This window comes from Alsobacter sp. P4_H11 (assembly GCF_056400925.1).
In genome coordinates this window covers 20,049-35,785 of record NZ_JBFUKI010000004.1, presented here as the reverse complement: position 1 = coordinate 35,785, position 15,737 = coordinate 20,049, and the positions used below count along the sequence as shown (strand labels likewise).

General features: G+C 68.7%; 15 protein-coding genes. 8 read left to right on the top strand and 7 right to left on the bottom strand.

The window, feature by feature from the left end; translation table 11 throughout:
• Window positions 1–171: 171 nt before the first annotated feature.
• Entirely contained in the window at window positions 172–417 is a 246-nt protein-coding gene (locus AC1DSZ_RS07940; protein WP_476837847.1) for a hypothetical protein, read from the top strand.
• A gap of 3 nt (window positions 418–420) precedes the next feature.
• Here AC1DSZ_RS07940 and AC1DSZ_RS07935 read toward each other — a convergent pair whose 3' ends face one another.
• Window positions 421–828 (bottom strand): (R)-mandelonitrile lyase, encoded by a 408-nt coding sequence (locus AC1DSZ_RS07935; RefSeq protein ID WP_476837846.1) that lies wholly within the window; start codon window positions 826–828, stop codon window positions 421–423.
• Between the two features lie 128 nt (window positions 829–956).
• Window positions 957–1,436, bottom strand: a complete 480-nt coding sequence (locus AC1DSZ_RS07930; RefSeq protein WP_476838154.1) for a response regulator — start codon at window positions 1,434–1,436, stop codon at window positions 957–959.
• Window positions 1,437–1,624: 188 nt separating this feature from the next.
• Between AC1DSZ_RS07930 and AC1DSZ_RS07925 the strand changes: the two genes are divergently transcribed.
• Window positions 1,625–1,855 (top strand): hypothetical protein, encoded by a 231-nt coding sequence (locus AC1DSZ_RS07925; protein WP_476837845.1) that lies wholly within the window; start codon window positions 1,625–1,627, stop codon window positions 1,853–1,855.
• A 45-nt stretch (window positions 1,856–1,900) separates the two neighbouring features.
• On the opposite strand, the gene AC1DSZ_RS07920 is transcribed toward AC1DSZ_RS07925, so the two are convergent.
• Window positions 1,901–2,185 carry a hypothetical protein gene (locus AC1DSZ_RS07920; RefSeq protein ID WP_476837844.1) on the bottom strand — a complete coding sequence of 95 codons (285 nt, stop codon included), beginning with the start codon at window positions 2,183–2,185 and terminating at the stop codon, window positions 1,901–1,903.
• A gap of 189 nt (window positions 2,186–2,374) precedes the next feature.
• On the opposite strand from AC1DSZ_RS07920, the gene minC reads away from it, so the two are divergent.
• From minC to minE, 3 genes are all read left to right on the top strand, one after another.
• Window positions 2,375–3,085, top strand: a complete 711-nt coding sequence (gene minC, locus AC1DSZ_RS07915) for a septum site-determining protein MinC (protein WP_476837843.1) — start codon at window positions 2,375–2,377, stop codon at window positions 3,083–3,085.
• A 71-nt stretch (window positions 3,086–3,156) separates the two neighbouring features.
• Entirely contained in the window at window positions 3,157–3,972 is an 816-nt protein-coding gene (minD, locus tag AC1DSZ_RS07910) for a septum site-determining protein MinD (RefSeq protein ID WP_476837842.1), read from the top strand.
• Window positions 3,969–4,241: a cell division topological specificity factor MinE gene (gene minE / locus AC1DSZ_RS07905; RefSeq protein WP_476837841.1), complete on the top strand. Its 273-nt coding sequence runs from the start codon at window positions 3,969–3,971 to the stop codon at window positions 4,239–4,241. Before minD ends, minE begins: the two co-directional genes overlap by 4 nt.
• A gap of 188 nt (window positions 4,242–4,429) precedes the next feature.
• Here minE and AC1DSZ_RS07900 read toward each other — a convergent pair whose 3' ends face one another.
• The 4 genes from AC1DSZ_RS07900 to AC1DSZ_RS07885 form a co-directional block, all read right to left on the bottom strand.
• Entirely contained in the window at window positions 4,430–5,539 is a 1,110-nt protein-coding gene (locus AC1DSZ_RS07900) for a mandelate racemase/muconate lactonizing enzyme family protein (RefSeq protein WP_476837840.1), read from the bottom strand.
• A 7-nt stretch (window positions 5,540–5,546) separates the two neighbouring features.
• Complete coding sequence (locus tag AC1DSZ_RS07895) at window positions 5,547–6,695, bottom strand: iron-containing alcohol dehydrogenase (protein ID WP_476837839.1); 1,149 nt, start codon at window positions 6,693–6,695, stop codon at window positions 5,547–5,549.
• A gap of 62 nt (window positions 6,696–6,757) precedes the next feature.
• Window positions 6,758–8,776, bottom strand: coding sequence for a hydantoinase/oxoprolinase N-terminal domain-containing protein (locus tag AC1DSZ_RS07890; RefSeq protein WP_476837838.1), 2,019 nt, complete (start codon window positions 8,774–8,776; stop codon window positions 6,758–6,760).
• A gap of 202 nt (window positions 8,777–8,978) precedes the next feature.
• Window positions 8,979–11,492: a GcvT family protein gene (locus AC1DSZ_RS07885; protein WP_476837837.1), complete on the bottom strand. Its 2,514-nt coding sequence runs from the start codon at window positions 11,490–11,492 to the stop codon at window positions 8,979–8,981.
• Window positions 11,493–11,769: 277 nt separating this feature from the next.
• Between AC1DSZ_RS07885 and AC1DSZ_RS07880 the strand changes: the two genes are divergently transcribed.
• The 3 genes from AC1DSZ_RS07880 to choW all read left to right on the top strand — a co-directional run bounded on the left by AC1DSZ_RS07880 (window position 11,770) and on the right by choW (window position 15,734).
• Window positions 11,770–13,314 (top strand): trimethylamine methyltransferase family protein, encoded by a 1,545-nt coding sequence (locus AC1DSZ_RS07880; RefSeq protein WP_476837836.1) that lies wholly within the window; start codon window positions 11,770–11,772, stop codon window positions 13,312–13,314.
• Between the two features lie 422 nt (window positions 13,315–13,736).
• Window positions 13,737–14,681 carry a choline ABC transporter substrate-binding protein gene (locus tag AC1DSZ_RS07875; RefSeq protein WP_476837835.1) on the top strand — a complete coding sequence of 315 codons (945 nt, stop codon included), beginning with the start codon at window positions 13,737–13,739 and terminating at the stop codon, window positions 14,679–14,681.
• Between the two features lie 198 nt (window positions 14,682–14,879).
• Window positions 14,880–15,734, top strand: coding sequence for a choline ABC transporter permease subunit (gene choW / locus AC1DSZ_RS07870; RefSeq protein WP_476837834.1), 855 nt, complete (start codon window positions 14,880–14,882; stop codon window positions 15,732–15,734).
• Window positions 15,735–15,737 lie beyond the last annotated feature (3 nt).

Below are 15,737 nucleotides of genomic sequence, written 5' to 3'. Positions count from 1 at the left end.
TTTGCGAAACGGATCCTGTGAAAAACCTGCCAAGCGCAGGTCTCTGCCTGGATCCAAGCCACACCATACTTCTACTTTCCTATTGAACTATTTTCAACCTTAAATTGAAAAGTATCTAGGTTACTAGTATATCGGCTGGACTTATCCACACGCACAGTCACGGAGCTCGACTTGAAGGCATTCATCATCCGGGCGTCGCTTTCGGGAGCGCAATCGCCTGTCGTTACATACCACTTGTCAGTGGCCGACACTGCGGATGACGCAGTACGTTACGTCCAGGAAGAACTCGCTTTATTTGATGATTCAGTGTCGCTGATGGACGAGTTGCCCGCCGCCGAAGCCGAAAGCGCTCACGTCGACCTCGGCAGCCGCGGCTACAAGCGCCGTTGGACGCTGGCGAGCCGCGGCGAGCGTTGATCGTCAGGCCGAGGGGGCCTGCGCGTAGTCCGCGTCTGTCACCTGCTCGAGCCAGTCCACGTGGACGCCGTCGAGCGCCTCCTGCATGGCCAGATGCACCATTTCGGTGGACGGCGCGGCCCCGTGCCAGTGCTTTTCGCCCGGCGGAATCCAGACCGTGTCCCCGGCCCTGATCTCGCGGACGGGCCCGCCCCAGACCTGCGCGCGGCCGACGCCCGACAGCACGTGCAGCGTCTGGCCCAGCGGGTGTGTGTGCCAAGCCGTGCGCGCTCCGGGCTCGAACGACACCCGGGCGGCGCGAATGCGAGCCGGTGCAGGAGCTTCGATCACGGGATCTTGCCAGACCACGCCCGTGAAGGCGTCGGCTGGCGCGCGCTTGGTGGGGACGGAACCTGCGGGACGAATATCCATTCGGCGAACTCCTGTTGGAAACAGGATCATGCACCGAACGTCAGCGCATCGCATCAGCAGGGCGACGGGATCACGCTATCCGGCCGGGCAAAGCCGCCAGGTCAACGCGTGGCATGCGGCGGTCTGCCTCAGCGCGAGCCCGTGAACGTCCGAACCCGGCGGTCGACCGTCTGCGGCTCGATCGCGATAATCTCGGGAGCGTCCACGTGGCAGCCCATCGGCAGAACCTCCTCCATCTTGCGACGCAAAGCGTCGGCGCTGAAGGGTTTCAGGATGTAGGCGTCCGCCCCGCGATGGCGGGCGATGTCGACGTTTTTGGCGTCGAGGCTCGCCGTCATCATGATGAACGGGGTCTCGGCGATCTCCAGCGTATCGCGAACCGCACGTAGAAGGTGGAACCCGCTATGCGGCTCCATCTGCACGTCGCAGATCACGATGCCGAAGGCGCGTTCGTTCATGATCTTGAACGCGCTGGTCGCGTCGGGAGCGTCGAGCACGTTCTCGACCTCCAGCTGCCGCAGGATCCGGCGGACGACGGTGCGCATCGTTGCGCTATCGTCGACGACCAGAACGGTGCCAGCTCTCTCGGCCAAGCTGAAGCTTGGCATGGTCGGCGATTGAGCGTCAGCGCGCGAGGCCATTCTCTCGTTCCTGCATCCACAGGTTGTATATGCGCGCTTAGGTTGAACGTCCGGTTAACGTGCCGAAATCTTAGCAGGCGACAAACGGCAATGATCAAGCCGGCATCTGGGAACCGACGACCTCGCAAACCCGTTGCCCTCCCGAGGAGGCCATCATGGCTGCACAGAACGATGCGCCCAAGGGCGCGGAAGCCTTTCCCGCGCAGCGTCAGGCCGACAGGCCAGACGGCTCCCGCAAAGCCGACGAGCAGGCCCGGGAAGATGGCAGGGTCGTTTCTCCGGCGGGACCGCACGCCAAGCCGTCTCTTACCGATAACGAGAAGACGCCAGGCGCCGGCACGCTGCCCGAGAACACCGCGAACGAATCAGATCCCGGCGCAGGCTGACGTCAGATTCTCCGCAGTGACGCCGCTTCGATGGGCGCACGGCGATCACCCATGCGCCAGTTGGGGCGTTTCGGCGACCTGGAGCCAGCCTTCGACCACCAGAGCGTTCTCGATCATCTCGGTGGCGATCTGCACCGCTTTGGCGTGCCGCAGGCCGAGCGCGCGAGAAACCGCGCCCGCCGTCGCCATCCAATGCAGGCTTCGCCGCTCCGCCTCGTTCAGGGCCGAGAGCAACTCCACGGCGTCCCGTACCGTCCGAAGCAGGCGCGTTTGGCGGCTGTGCAGGAACCGGAATTCGAGAGACCAGGCGAGATCGACGTCCTTGAGCATGGGGAAGCTCCCTTCCGCAGTGACGCCTGGGGCGATGCATCGCGCGTGCCAGCCGCACCGGCGTGAGACCTACCGCCGGTCGTGAGACGATGCTCCCACACCCGTAAACAAGATCTCTCGCAGGACGCAGGCTCTTAACCCCGCGTTAACCATCCGGCGCTCAGATCATACGGAAAGGGAATCTTAACCGTGACGATCACAGCGCCCCCCCGCACTTCGATCCGCTTCCGTGGCCGCTCCTTTCTGGCGCTCGTTCTCGCGCCGGAAGCGCCCGTCGAAGGTTGGCTCGAGCAATTCGACGCCTGGGCGGCGGAGTCGCCCGGCTTCTTCGTTGGTCGGCCCGTCGTTCTGGATGTCACCGGCCTCGAGCTGGACAAGGCGGCCCTGGCCAAGCTCGTCAGCGACCTGAACGAGCGCACCGTTCGAATCATGGGCATCGAGGGCTCGGATCCGGGCACGTGCGGCCTCGGCCTGCCGCCGTCGCTGAGCGGCGGTCGCGAAAAGGCCGTGGCGGACGTGCTCGACGCGCAGGCCGCGGTGTCCCTGCCGCCGGCCCCGCCGCGCAAGAGCAACGACCCGCTCGTGATCGACGGCGCGGTGCGCTCCGGCCAAGTCATTATTCATCCGGAAGGCGACGTGATCGTCACCGGATCGGTCGGCTCCGGGGCCGAGATCGTCGCGGGAGGCTCGATCCACGTTTATGGAACGCTGCGCGGCCGCGCCATCGCGGGCACCACCGGCGACGCCAAGGCGCGCATCTTCTGCCGCAAATTCGAAGCCGAACTCATGGCCATCGACGGGCTCTACAAGACCGCCGACAGCATGAGGCCAGAACTCCGCAGCCACGCCGTTCAGGCCTGGCTCGAAGGCGACGCCATCATCATGGCGGCGATGAACTGACCCTAACTGCAACCAACCGCCCGACGGCTGAAGCCGACGAACCGGGTTTGAGTCGAGGAGGACGAACGGAAATGGCCAAGGTCTTGGTCGTGACTTCGGGCAAGGGGGGCGTGGGAAAGACCACCTCCACGGCCGCTCTCGGCGCCGCGCTGGCGCAGAGCGGGCAGAGCGTCGTCGTGGTCGACTTCGATGTCGGCTTGCGCAATCTGGATCTCGTGATGGGCGCCGAGCGCCGGGTCGTCTACGACCTCATCAACGTGACGCAGGGTGACGCCAAGCTCTCGCAGGCGCTGATCCGCGACAAGCGGCTCGACACCCTTCACCTGCTGCCCGCCTCCCAGACGCGTGACAAGGACGCGCTGACCGAGGAAGGCGTCGCCAAGGTGATGGAAGAGCTGCGCGCCAAGTTCGACTGGGTGATCTGCGACAGCCCGGCCGGCATCGAGCGCGGCGCCTGGCTCGCCATGCGGCACGCCGACGTGGCCGTGGTGGTGACCAATCCGGAAGTCTCCTCGGTCCGCGACAGCGACCGCATCATCGGCCTGCTCGACTCCAAGACGCTGAAGGCCGAGCGCGGCGAGCGCATGGAGAAGCACCTGCTTCTCACCCGCTACGACACCGGCCGCGCCGAGCGTGGCGAGATGCTGAAGGTCGACGACGTCCTCGAGATCCTGTCGATCCCGCTGCTCGGCATAATCCCGGAGAGCGAAGAGGTGCTGCGCGCCTCCAACCTGGGCACGCCCGTCACCCTCTCCAACCCGGCCAGCACTCCGGCCCGCGCCTACGCGGATGCGGCCAAGCGGCTGAACGGCGAGAGCATCACCATGATGGTGCCGCAGAACCGCCGGAGCCTCTTCGGCAAGCTGTTCGGAAGGAAGGCTGCATGAGCATCCTGAACTTCTTCAACCGCCGCACCTCGGCGCCGGTTGCGCGGGACCGCCTGCAGATCCTCCTCGCGCACGAGCGCGCCATGGTGGGCCAGAACGACCTGGTGGGGGTTCTCCGCGAGGAGATCCTCGCCGTGATCGCCAAGCACGTGCAGGTGGAGCCCGAGCACGTGCGGGTGAAAATGGAACGCGGCGACGCCATCTCGACCCTGGAGGTCGAGGTCGACATCCCCGCCCAGGCGAAAGTGCGCATCGCGCTCTCGGCGTGAACCGCCGCGCAGAAACGAGCTGAACGGCCGCCCTGGGCGGCCGTTTTGCGTTTGAGGCTGCAACCCTCACCCCAGCCCTCTCCCTGTTCCAGGGAGAGGGGGCGCGGCGAGGCTCACCGCCGGGCGCGCCCTTCGCCCCGGCACGGGGAGAAGGTGGCCCGAAGGGCCGGATGAGGGGCAGCTCCCCCTCACCCCACCCGCGTCGCCTTGAGCCCGTCCTCGTCCGGCGCATAGCCCAGCCCCGGCGCGTCCGACATCACGATCCAGCCGTCCGCGTCCACGCGCAGCGGCTCGGCCATCATGTAGTCGCGGCGGTCCAGCCCCCACTCGGGCGGATCGAACGGATATTCCAGGTACACGCCCTCCGTCAGCCCGCAAACCAGGTGGGCGTTGGCCGTCACCCCCATGCCGTTGGTCCAGGTGTGCGGCGTGAACACCAGGTTCGCGGCCTGCGCCATGGCGGCGATGCGGCGCAGGCCCGTGATGCCGCCTACCAGCGCGGCGTCGGGCTGCAGCACGTCGAGACACCCGTCCGCGATGAGGTCGCGGAACTCGTAGAGCTCGCGCGTCATCTCGCCGCCCGCGACGCGCACGCTGGTCATCTCGCGCAGGCGCCGCATGCCTTCGCGGTCGGCCCGGTGCAGCGGCTCCTCCATCCAGTACACGCCGAGCCGCTCCAACTCGCGCGCCACCGGCAGCGCATCCTTCAGAGACCAGGCCGGGTAGGTGTCCCACGGCATGCGCCAACCCTGGTTGCAGTCCACCATGAGCTCCAGCCGGTCGCCCACCCGCGCCCGCACGGCTTCCAGCGCCCGGATGTCCTTGCGCCAGTCGCCCCGATGGAAGCGGATCTTCAGCGCCCGGAAGCCCTGCGCGAGGTAGCCCTCGGCCGCCTCCGCCAGCGCGGCGGGATCGCGCAGCGTGCCGGACGACGCGTAGGCGCGCACCCGGTCGGTGAGGCCGCCGAGCAGCTTGTAGACCGGCTGGCCCGTGATCTTGCCGGCGAGGTCCCACAGCGCGAGGTCCAGCGGCCAGCAGCGGCCATAATGGAACTGGATGTTCTCCAGCACCCGGTAGTGGCGCTCGATCGCGAGCGGGTCCTGCCCGACGAACAGGTGCTCGTGCCCGGCGAAGCCCACCATCATGTCGCCGGAGCCGACGCCCGTGATCCCCGCGTCCGTATGCACGCGCACCACCGTGGCGTCGAACGACGTGCGGGGCTTGGTGTCCCAGCTCGCGTGAAACGGCGGATCGTAGTCGAGCCGGTGCTGCGTGATCTCGATGCCGGTGATCTTCATGACGCCCTCAGCTCTGGCTCAGCACGGTCGCCGCGAAAGCGTCGATGTCGGCGTCCGTCACCGCCCGGCGGTTGGAGCGCCGCATGGCCTCGTTCTCGGGCCTGCGCATCTGCGCGGCGAGTTGCGCGGGCGTGACGCCCTCGCATTCGGCCGCCAGCGAAATCCGCACGCCTGTGGCCCGCATCAGCCGCTCGAACGCAACGGGCACGCGCGCGGCGTCCGCCCGCTCGCCCATCGCGGCCGCTACTGCCGCGAAGGGCCCGTCGTCGCCCTGGACGTTCCACGCCAGCGTGGCCACCATGGCGCAGCCCACCGCGCGGCCATGGTGGATGGGGCGCAGGGAGCCGAGCGCATGGCCGATATTGTGCCCGATCGCCGTGCCGGCGTTGTCGATCGCGACGCCCCCGAACGCCGCCGCGATCTGCATGGCGGCACGGGCCTCGAGGTCGCCCGGATGCGTCACGGCGCGTTCGAGGTTGGCGGCCGCGAGCCGGATCGCCGCACGCGCGTAGACGTCGTTGGCGGCGTTGCGGTTCGTGTTGGTGGAAGCCTCGATGGCGTGCACCAGCGCGTCGATGCCGGTGGCCGCCGTGAGGTGCGGCGGCAGGCCCACCGTCAGCACCGGATCGAGCACGATGCGGGCGGCCTTGAGCTCGTCGCCCCAGAACCACTGCTTGGAGCCGTCCGGCCCGCTCACGATGGCGACGCGGGTGGTTTCCGAGCCGGTGCCCGACGTGGTGGGAACGCAGATCACCGGCAGCGCCCCGGCCGGCAACGCGGCGGCGCACAGCGCATACGTCATGGCGGGCGCGGTTGAGCCCGCCACGGCGGCGACCAGCTTGCCGGCGTCCATCGCGGAGCCGCCGCCCAGCGCCACAACGGCGCGCGCGCCGGCCTCGCGCGCCAGCGCCGCCCCGGCGTCGACCTGCGCGTGCGTAGGGTCGCTCTTGATGTCCGCGTAGAGCACGGCCCCGAGCCCGGCGGCCCGCAGCGCCGCGAGCGCCTCGTCCACCATGCCGGACGCCTTGAGGCCGGGATCCGCCACCAGCAACACCGCCGCGCCCGGGCCGGCCAGGGCGGCCGCATGCGCGCCGATCTCGCCCAGCGCCCCCGCCCCCTGGATCATCGTCGGTATGCGATCGAGCGTCGCCGCCATGCTGTGTCCCCTCCGGCGCGCCGCGCCCATGTCAGCCTAGCTTGCGCTGGCCGGCCCGCAAGTCACTCCGCTAGCGGCGTGCCCCAGCACTCCGCCACAACCGTCGCGGCCACGAGCCCACGGTCGCCTTCCATGCCGGGCAGGTCGACCCGGTCCACATGGACGTCGATTTCCGGCGCTGATCCGCCCATCGCCAGCGCCCGGGTGCGCGCCGCCTCCACGGCGATCTCGCGGGCCCGCGCCAGAGCCTCCGCGGGGTCACTCATCGCGATGGGCTCGCCCTCCGCGTGGATGCGGTAGGCGCCGACCCCGGAGGACGAGATGTCCACCACGGCCTGGGCCTTCACGACGCCGACCGCCGCCCCCACCGCGTTGGCGACGTCGCCATGCGCGGGCAGCACGACCTCGCTCCCAAGTCGCCGGCCCACTTCGGGATAGAACACCGGCGCCGGCCCGCCCACCGCCACCACGGGCGCGACAGGCCCGATCGCGACCCGCAGGTTGCGCCAGCGCCCCTGCCCGCTCACGACCGCGTCCACAAGCCCGGCGGCGTCGCCCTCCAATGGCTCGCTGGCCAGCGCCTCCACGATCACGCGCGCCGACTTGGCCGCGGTGGCGTCGAACACCTCGGCGGCGAAGCGCCGGGCCGCCGCATCCGCCTCGGCCGGCCCGAGCGGCCCCGCCATCCGCAGCCGCCGCTCCAGAACAAGCGCGCCGAGCCGCGCGCCCTCCGCCGACCATTGCCCCTGCAGCCCCAGCACATGCGCGGCGTCGCTGGGCGTGAACCCTGCCACCGCGACCCGTCCCGCGCCAACCAGCCGCGCCAGCGCCTTTTGCTGCAGCGGCCCGTGGATCACTTCGCCCATCGGCGCCGGCCCCTTCGCAATCGAGGCCAGGATGTCGCGCTCCCGCCCGGCGCTCTCGCCAAGGTCCGCGCCCGCCTGTCCGAACGGCCGCAGCAAAAACTTGCCCGCATAGGGCGCGCCTTCGGGATCGTTGAGTTGGGCTTCGAGCCGCCGCAGCATCTCCGGATGCCGGTGCGCAAGCAGCGACAGCGGCACGACCTTGCCGGGCGCTAGCGTCACTCGGTTCCGCGCGTCCACCAGCACCTCGCTGTCGCCCCCGAGCCCGAAGGTCCGCATCGCGATGGCGCGCACCAGCGTGCGCCGCCCGCCGACCTGCGCGCCCTCGCGGTCGAGCTTGGGCCAGCCATTCTCCAGCACGGCGACGTCCGTGGTGGTGCCACCCACGTCCGCGATCACGAAGTCCGACAGGCCGGACAGGAACTTCGCCCCGATCACGCTCGCGGCCGGCCCCGACAGGATGGTCTCGATCGGACGCAGCGCCACGCTTTCGGCCGGCGCCAGCGTGCCGTCGCCCTTCACGACCATCAGCGGCGCCGCGATGGCGTGCCGCGCCATGACGGCGCGCACGGCCCCGATCAGCGCCGTGATGGCCCCGATGATGCGCGCATTCAGCGCCGCCGTGAGCGCCCGGCGCGGCGCGTCGAGCGCATGCGCGAGCTCGCTGGAGAGCGTCGCGGGCTTGCCGGCGATGCGCTCCACGATCTCGCGCGCCTGCCGCTCGTGGCCGGGATTGCGCACCGACCATTGCGACGCGACAGCGTAAGCCCCAACCTGCCCAGCCGTTTCGCGCACGAAGGCTTCCAGCGCCGTGACGTCGAGCCGCGCGGCCTCGCCGCCGCCATGGTCGTGCCCGCCCGCGATGCGGCCGATCCGCGTCCCGGGCAGCGCCCCCACGATCCCGGTCCGCTCCGCCATCGCGTCGTCGAAGCCGATCAGGATGGCGGCGATCGGCGAGCCGTGCCCCTCCACGATCGCGTTGGTGGCCAGCGTGGTGGAGAGCGACACCAGCGCGATGTCGTCGCCCCTGAGCCCGCCCGGCCTCCCCTCCCCGGCCGCGATCAGCACCCGGTCCAGCGCCTCGCCGACCCCGATCGCGAGGTCGCCCTTGGTGGTCAGCGCCTTGGCGCTCGCGATCACCCGCCGCGCGCCAGCGTCCACCACCACGGCGTCCGTGTAGGTTCCGCCCGTGTCGATGCCGACGACGAGGCGGGTCATGCGCCGGTCGCCCAGACGCGCCCCCTTCTCCCCCCGGGAGAAGGTGTCGGCGAAGCCGACGGATGAGGGACTGAAAGTCCGCGACCAGGGCTCAAAAGGCCAGCCTCGATGACGGACCGCCAGGCCCTCATCCGGCCCTTCGGGCCACCTTCTCCCGAGGGGAGAAGGGCGCACGCGTCTTCATCGTGGAGAAATGCTCTCCTCACGCCCGCAGGCGCTCGTTCTGCGGGTCGAACGGGCTCTCCTCCACCACCGTGCAGCGGTGCTTCTCGCCCAGGATGGTGATCTCCAGCTCCTGCCCGATCTCGCCGAGATCCGGCCGCACCATGCCGAGCGCCAGCGACTTGCCGCAGCGCCAGCCGTAGCCGCCGGACGTCGAGCGGCCGACAAGTTCGCCATTGAGCCACAGCGGCTCGGAGCCGCGCGCGTCCGCGTCCGTCACGCCGTGCACCTCGAGGGTGACGAAGCGGTTCTTGAACCCGCGCTCGCGCCACGCCACCAGCGCGTCCCGGCCAATGAACGCGCCCTTGTTGGGATGGACGAACCGATCCAGCCCGGATTCCAGCGCCGAATATTCGATCGAGAGTTCGCGCGGAATGAGCCGGTAGCTCTTTTCCAGCCGCAAGCTGTCCATCGCCTTAATGCCGAACGGCCGGATGCCGTACGGCTTTCCTGCCTCCATCAGCCGGTCGAAGATGTAGTTCTGCATCTCGATGGAGTGGTGCAGTTCAAAACCGAGCTCGCCCACGAAATTGACGCGCAACGCCCGGGCCGAGGCCGCCCCCACCGAAATCGTCTGCCCCGACAGCCACGGGAAGGCCCCGTTCGACAGGTCCGTATCCGTGAGCGTCTGCAGCACCTCGCGCGAGCGCGGCCCGGCCAGCACCAGCACGCCGTATTGCGTCGTCACCTTCTGCAGGTCCACCGAACCGTCGCGCGGCCGCAGCTTCTGCAGATAGTCCCAGTCGTGCCGCTCATAGGCGCCGGCGCCCACGAGATAGAAGCTCTGCGGGCCGATGCGCAGCACCGTGAACTCGCATCGCACGCCGCCGTTCTGCGACAGCAGATGCGTCAGCGCCAGCCGGCCGATCTTCTTCGGGATCCGGTTGGCCAGGATGGAGTCGAGCCACGCCTCAGCGCCCGGCCCGCTCACCACGTATTTGGCGAAGGCCGACATGTCCTGCAGGCCGACATTCTCCATCACGTTGCGGCATTCCTCGCCGACGAACGGGAAGTAGTTGGAGCGGCGGAAGCTCCAGCGCTCCTTCACCTTGCCGTCGCTGGTCGCCGGCGCGTGGTTCTCGTTGGTGAGCACGTCGTCGACGTTGAGCTCCTCCCCCGGAACCTCGTAGCCGGGCGGCGCGAACCAGCCCGGCCGCTCCCAGCCATAGACCGAGCCGAACACGGCCCCGAGCGCCTTCATGCGGTCGTAGCAGGGCGTCTGCCTGAGCGGCCGCGCCGCGGCGCGCTCCTCGTCCGGGTAATGCGTGGTGAAGACGTTGGCGTACGCTTCCTCGTTCTTGGCGCGCAGGTAGCCGCGAGACGCGTAGGGGCCGAAGCGGCGCGGGTCGACGCCCATCATGTCGATGGTGGGCTCGCCATCCACGATCCACTCTGCGAGCTGCCAGCCGGCGCCGCCGGCCGCCGTGACGCCGAAGGAATGGCCCTCGTTGAGCCAGAAGTTCTTCAGGCCCCAGGCCGGGCCGATGATCGGGCTGCCATCGGGCGTATACGCGATGGCGCCGTTATAGACCTTCTTGATGCCGACCTCGCCGAAGGCCGGCACGCGTGTAATTGCGGTCTCGATGTGCGGCGCCAGCCGGTCGAGGTCTTCCTGAAAGAGTTCGTACTCGCTTTGCGCGTCCGGGCCGTCCACGTAGCAGCAGGGCGCTCCGGTCTCGTAGGGGCCGAGCAGCAGGCCGCCGGCCTCCTCGCGCATGTACCAGGAGGAGTCGCTCTCGCGCAGCACGCCCATCTCGGGCAGGCCGTTGCGCTTGCGCTCCTGGATCGCCGGATGCGGCTCGGTCACGATGTACTGGTGCTCCACCGGGATCACCGGCACGTCGAGCCCCACCATCTGGCCGGTCTTGCGGGCGAAGTTGCCGGTCGCCGACACGACGTGCTCGCAGGTGATGTCGCCCTTGTCGGTCTTCACCAGCCACTCGCCCGAGGGCGTCTGCTCGATGCCGAGCACGGCCGTGTAGCGATAGATCTCGGCGCCGCGGCTGCGCGCGCCCTTGGCCAGCGCCTGGGTGAGATCGGCCGGCTGGATGTAGCCGTCCTGCGGATGCTGGATGGCGCCCAGGATGCCGTCCGTCTCGCACAGCGGCCAGATCTCCTTCAGCTGCGCGGGCGTGAGGACATTCACCTCAATGCCGCCGATCGTCCGCGCCACGCCGGCGTAGTACATGAACTCGTCCCAACGCGCCTTGGTGCGCGCCAGTCGGATATTGGACACCTGCTGGAAGCCGACATTCTGGCCGGTCTCGGCCTCCAGCGTGGCGTAGAGCCCCACCGAGTACTTGTGGATCTGCCCCACCGAGTAGCTCATGTTGAACAGCGGCAGCAGGCCGGCGGCGTGCCAGGTCGAGCCCGAGGTGAGCTCCTTGCGCTCGATCAGCACCACGTCCGACCAGCCCTTGCGGGCCAGGTGATAGAGCGTCGAGACGCCCACCACGCCGCCGCCGATCACGACCACGCGCGCGTGTGATTTCATGGTCCTGCTTCCCTCGACACGAACAAACCGGCGCATCGGCCCCGCCAACGCCGCAGCCTCGACTGTCGAGGCCCGCCGCGCAAGCGGCTCACCGCCCCCCGACCCCGACTGTCGGATGCGCGCCATGTCCCCCTCTGCCCGGGACGGGGCGAGGGGCTCGGTCGCGCCGGGACAACTCAGCGCCGCCCCCGCGTGAGGCGGCGGGGCGGCGCGCGCCTAGCGTGAGTGAAAGCGGACCGCATCCCCGGCGGCCCGACAAGCAGGCGCGAGGAACCGCATGAGCGACGAGGTCCAGAATCCCCGCGAGGCGCGCCGCGGGCGCGAGGCGCGCCGGGCCGCGCGGGCGCACCGCTCCGCCCTGTCGATCCCGTACATCACGCGAAACCTCCCGCTCACAGACGTGCTTTCGGCCGAGGGGCTGGAGATCATCGAGCGCAACGCCGAGACCATCCTGCAGGACGTCGGCATCGAGTTCCGCGACTACCCCTCCGCGCTCAAGCTCCTGAAGGACGCCGGCTGCGACATCCAGGGCGAGCGCGTGCGCTTTCCCCGCGGCCTCGCCCGCAAGCTGATCTCGACCGCGCCGAGCGACTACATCCAGCACGCCCGCAACCCGAAGCGCAGCGTCCACATCGGCGGCAAGGACACGGTGTTCGCGCCCGTCTACGGCTCGCCTTTCGTGCACGACATCGACAAGGGCCGCCGCTACGGCACCATCGAGGACTTCCAGAATTTCGTGAAGCTCGCCTATGCGAGCCCCTACATGCACCACTCGGGCGGCACCGTGTGCGAGCCCGTGGACCTGCCGGTCAACAAGCGCCATCTCGAGATGGTCTACGCGCATATGCGCTACTCGGACAAAGCCTATATGGGCTCAGTCACGCATCCGGACCGCGCGCAGGACACCGTGAACCTGTCGAAGATCCTGTTCGGCGAGGAGTTCGTCGCCAACAACACGGTCTGCACCAGCCTCATCAACGCCAACTCGCCGATGGTGTGGGACAACACCATGCTGGGCGCGGCGGAGGTCTACGCCCGCAACATGCAGGCCACCATCATCACGCCCTTCATCCTGTCCGGCGCGATGAGCCCCGTCACGGTGGCGGGCACGCTCGCGCAGGTGCTGGCCGAGGTGCTGGCCGGCGTCTCGTTCACGCAGCTCGTGCGCCCCGGCGCGCCCGTGATCTTCGGCACCTTCGTGTCGACGCTGTCCATGCAGTCCGGGGCGCCCACCTTCGGGACGCCCGAGGCGGCGCTCGCGATCTACGGCGCCGGCCAGCTGGCGCGCCGCTACAATCTGCCCTTCCGCACCGGCGGCTCGCTTTGCGCCTCCAAGCTCCCGGACGCGCAGGCCGCCTATGAGAGCGCGCAGACGCTGGTGCCGACGATCCATGCCGGCGCTAATTTCGTGCTCCACGCGGCCGGCTGGATGGAGGGCGGCCTCGCGTCTTCCTACGAAAAGTTCATGATGGACTGCGACCAGCTCGGCGCCATGCACGTACTGGCCAAGGGCATCGACCTTAGCGAAAACGGCCAGGGCATGCAGGCCTTCGCGGAGGTCGCGCCCGGCGGCCATTTCCTCGGCTGCGCGCACACGCAGGCGAACTTCGAGACCGCGTTCTACCGCTCCACGATCTCGGACAACAACTCCGTCGAGCAATGGGAGGCCGAGGGCCGCCTCGACGCCCCCCAGCGCGCCAACGCGTTGTGGAAGAAGACGCTGGCCGAATACGAGGCGCCGCCCATCGACCCCGGCGTGGACGAAGCCCTGCGCGAATACATCGACCGCAAGAAGGCCTCCATGCCAGACGCCACGCACTGAGCGAGGCGTTAGGCTGCGCTCGAACGCAGACGCAACCTCCCCGTCATTGCGAGCGACAGCGAAGCAATCCAGTCTAATTGTCTGGCCGTTAGGCTGGATTGCTTCGCCTCCGGCTCGCAATGACGGACGCGCGGCCCAAGCTGATGCAAGCAATTGGCGGCTCGATGGGCCGTCATCCCCGGCGACCTGCGCAGCAGGTCGGGAAGGGGATCCAGTGGCCATGGGCGCAGCTGCCCTGGATCCACTTCCCGGCGCTGCGCGCCGCCGGGGATGACGGAGAGGTCGGTGACCGCAATGCCCGGAATGGTCGCAGGGCGCGCCCGCTGCTCGCGCCAGCCCACACCCCTTCCCCATGACAGTTTTGTGATCCACCATGCGCCACACCGCCGCGCTCGAGGCGGGATAGCCGATTGGAGCACCCGATGCGTTTCAGCCGTTTCACCATTTCCGTCGCGGCCGTTCTGGCCACCACCTCGCTGGCCGCCGCGGCCGACCCGGCGTCCTGCAAGACGGTGCGTTTCTCGGACGTCGGCTGGACCGACATCACCGCCACCACGGCCGCGACCTCGCTGGTGCTGCAGGGCCTGGGCTATACGGCAAAAACCGACGTCCTCGCCGTGCCGGTGACCTACACGTCCATGAAGAACAAGAACATCGACGTGTTCCTGGGCAACTGGATGCCCACCATGGAGGCGGATCGGAAGCCCTATGTGGACGACAAGTCCGTGGAGGTCGTCGGCGTCAACCTGGAAGGCGCCAAGTACACGCTCGCGGTGCCGGCCTACACCTATGAGGCGGGGCTGAAGACCTTCGCCGACATCGCCAAGTTCAAGACGCAGCTGGCCGGCAAGGTCTACGGCATCGAGCCGGGCAACGACGGCAACCGGCTGATCCTCGACATGATCAAGGACAACAAGTTTGAGGTGAAGGACTTCGAACTGGTGGAGTCCAGCGAGCAGGGCATGCTCGCCCAGGTGGAGCGCGCCACCCGCCGCAAGGAGCCGATCCTGTTCCTCGGCTGGGAGCCCCACCCGATGAACACCAAGTACCAGATCAAGTATCTGGCCGGCGGCGACGACATCTTCGGTCCGGACCTCGGCGGCGCCACCATCTACACCAACACGCGCGCCGGCTATTCGGCCGAGTGCCCCAATGTCGGCCAGCTGCTGAAGAACCTGAAGTTCACGCTGCAGATGGAAAACGAGATCATGGGCGCGATCCTGTTCGACAAGCAGGAGGCCGACAAGGCCGCGGGCGACTGGCTCAAGAAGAACCCCGCCGTGCTCGACGGCTGGCTCAAGGACGTGACCACGCTGGACGGCAAGCCCGGCCTCCCTGCCGTCAAGACCGCGCTCGGGTTGAAGTAACTGATATGCGCGGGCGCGCCTTCTCCCCCTGGGAGAAGGTGGCCCGAAGGGCCGGATGAGGGACTAACGGCCGGGATTTGGTTGCCGGAGAAGCTCTTCCGGCGAGGCCAGTCCCTCATCCGTCCGCTCCGCGGACACCTTCTCCCGGCGGGAGAAGGACACCGTCGGCGATGTCGTGCGTAGCGGGAAAAGAACGCCATGGAGAGCTGGTTCACCGGAGCGGACAGGAAGATCCCGCTCGGCAAGTGGATGGAAGCGGCCGTCGGGGCGCTGAACGACCACGCGCAGGCGGTGTTCGACGCTATCTCGTTCGGCCTCGGCGCGGTGATCATGGCGTTCACGGCGGCGCTGCTCTGGTTCCCGCCGGTCGTGCTGATCCTCGCCTTCGCGGCGCTCGCCTATGCGCTGCACCGCTCGTGGGGCCTGAGCCTCTTCATCGCGCTCGCCTTCGCGCTGATCGTGAACCTCGGCTACTGGAAACCCACCATGGAGACGCTCTCCCTGGTGCTCTTCGCCACGCTCACCTGCGTGCTGATCGGCGTGCCAATCGGCATTGCGGCGGCGCACCGGGCCTGGCTCTACACCGCCATCCGGCCGGTGCTGGACCTGATGCAGACCATCCCGACCTTCGTGTACCTGATCCCCACCCTGATCCTGTTCGGCCTCGGCGTCGTGCCGGGCCTGATCTCGACCGTGATCTTCTCGCTGCCCGCGCCCATCCGGCTCACCTATCTGGGCGTCTCCTCCGTCCCCACCCCGCTGATCGAGGCCGGCGAGAGCTTCGGCGCGACCAAGCGCCAGCTGCTCTGGAAGGTGGAGCTGCCCTACGCGCTGCCCACCATCATGGCGGGCGTCACGCAGTGCATCATGCTCAGCCTCTCCATGGTGGTGATCGCCGCGCTGGTCGGCGCAGACGGGCTCGGCAAGCCGGTGGTGCGGGCGTTGAACTCCGTCAATGTCGCGATGGGCTTCGAGGCCGGGCTCGCGATCGTGATCCTCGCCATCGTGCTCGACCGGCTGTTCAAGCAGCCCGAACGCCGGCGCGGAAACTGAGCC

What these genes read in the sequence shown, in the direction of transcription:
- AC1DSZ_RS07895 (WP_476837839.1), bottom strand. Translation starts at nt 6,695, where the DNA reads ATGGCGGCGACGCTCGATCGCATACCGACGATGATCCAGGGGGCGGGG.
- AC1DSZ_RS07935 (WP_476837846.1), bottom strand. Translation starts at nt 828, where the DNA reads ATGGATATTCGTCCCGCAGGTTCCGTCCCCACCAAGCGCGCGCCAGCC.
- choW (WP_476837834.1), top strand. Translation starts at nt 14,880, where the DNA reads ATGGAGAGCTGGTTCACCGGAGCGGACAGGAAGATCCCGCTCGGCAAG.
- AC1DSZ_RS07890 (WP_476837838.1), bottom strand. Translation starts at nt 8,776, where the DNA reads ATGACCCGCCTCGTCGTCGGCATCGACACGGGCGGAACCTACACGGAC.
- AC1DSZ_RS07925 (WP_476837845.1), top strand. Translation starts at nt 1,625, where the DNA reads ATGGCTGCACAGAACGATGCGCCCAAGGGCGCGGAAGCCTTTCCCGCG.
- AC1DSZ_RS07930 (WP_476838154.1), bottom strand. Translation starts at nt 1,436, where the DNA reads ATGCCAAGCTTCAGCTTGGCCGAGAGAGCTGGCACCGTTCTGGTCGTC.
- AC1DSZ_RS07885 (WP_476837837.1), bottom strand. Translation starts at nt 11,492, where the DNA reads ATGAAATCACACGCGCGCGTGGTCGTGATCGGCGGCGGCGTGGTGGGC.
- AC1DSZ_RS07900 (WP_476837840.1), bottom strand. Translation starts at nt 5,539, where the DNA reads ATGAAGATCACCGGCATCGAGATCACGCAGCACCGGCTCGACTACGAT.
- minD (WP_476837842.1), top strand. Translation starts at nt 3,157, where the DNA reads ATGGCCAAGGTCTTGGTCGTGACTTCGGGCAAGGGGGGCGTGGGAAAG.
- AC1DSZ_RS07920 (WP_476837844.1), bottom strand. Translation starts at nt 2,185, where the DNA reads ATGCTCAAGGACGTCGATCTCGCCTGGTCTCTCGAATTCCGGTTCCTG.
- AC1DSZ_RS07880 (WP_476837836.1), top strand. Translation starts at nt 11,770, where the DNA reads ATGAGCGACGAGGTCCAGAATCCCCGCGAGGCGCGCCGCGGGCGCGAG.
- AC1DSZ_RS07875 (WP_476837835.1), top strand. Translation starts at nt 13,737, where the DNA reads ATGCGTTTCAGCCGTTTCACCATTTCCGTCGCGGCCGTTCTGGCCACC.
- minE (WP_476837841.1), top strand. Translation starts at nt 3,969, where the DNA reads ATGAGCATCCTGAACTTCTTCAACCGCCGCACCTCGGCGCCGGTTGCG.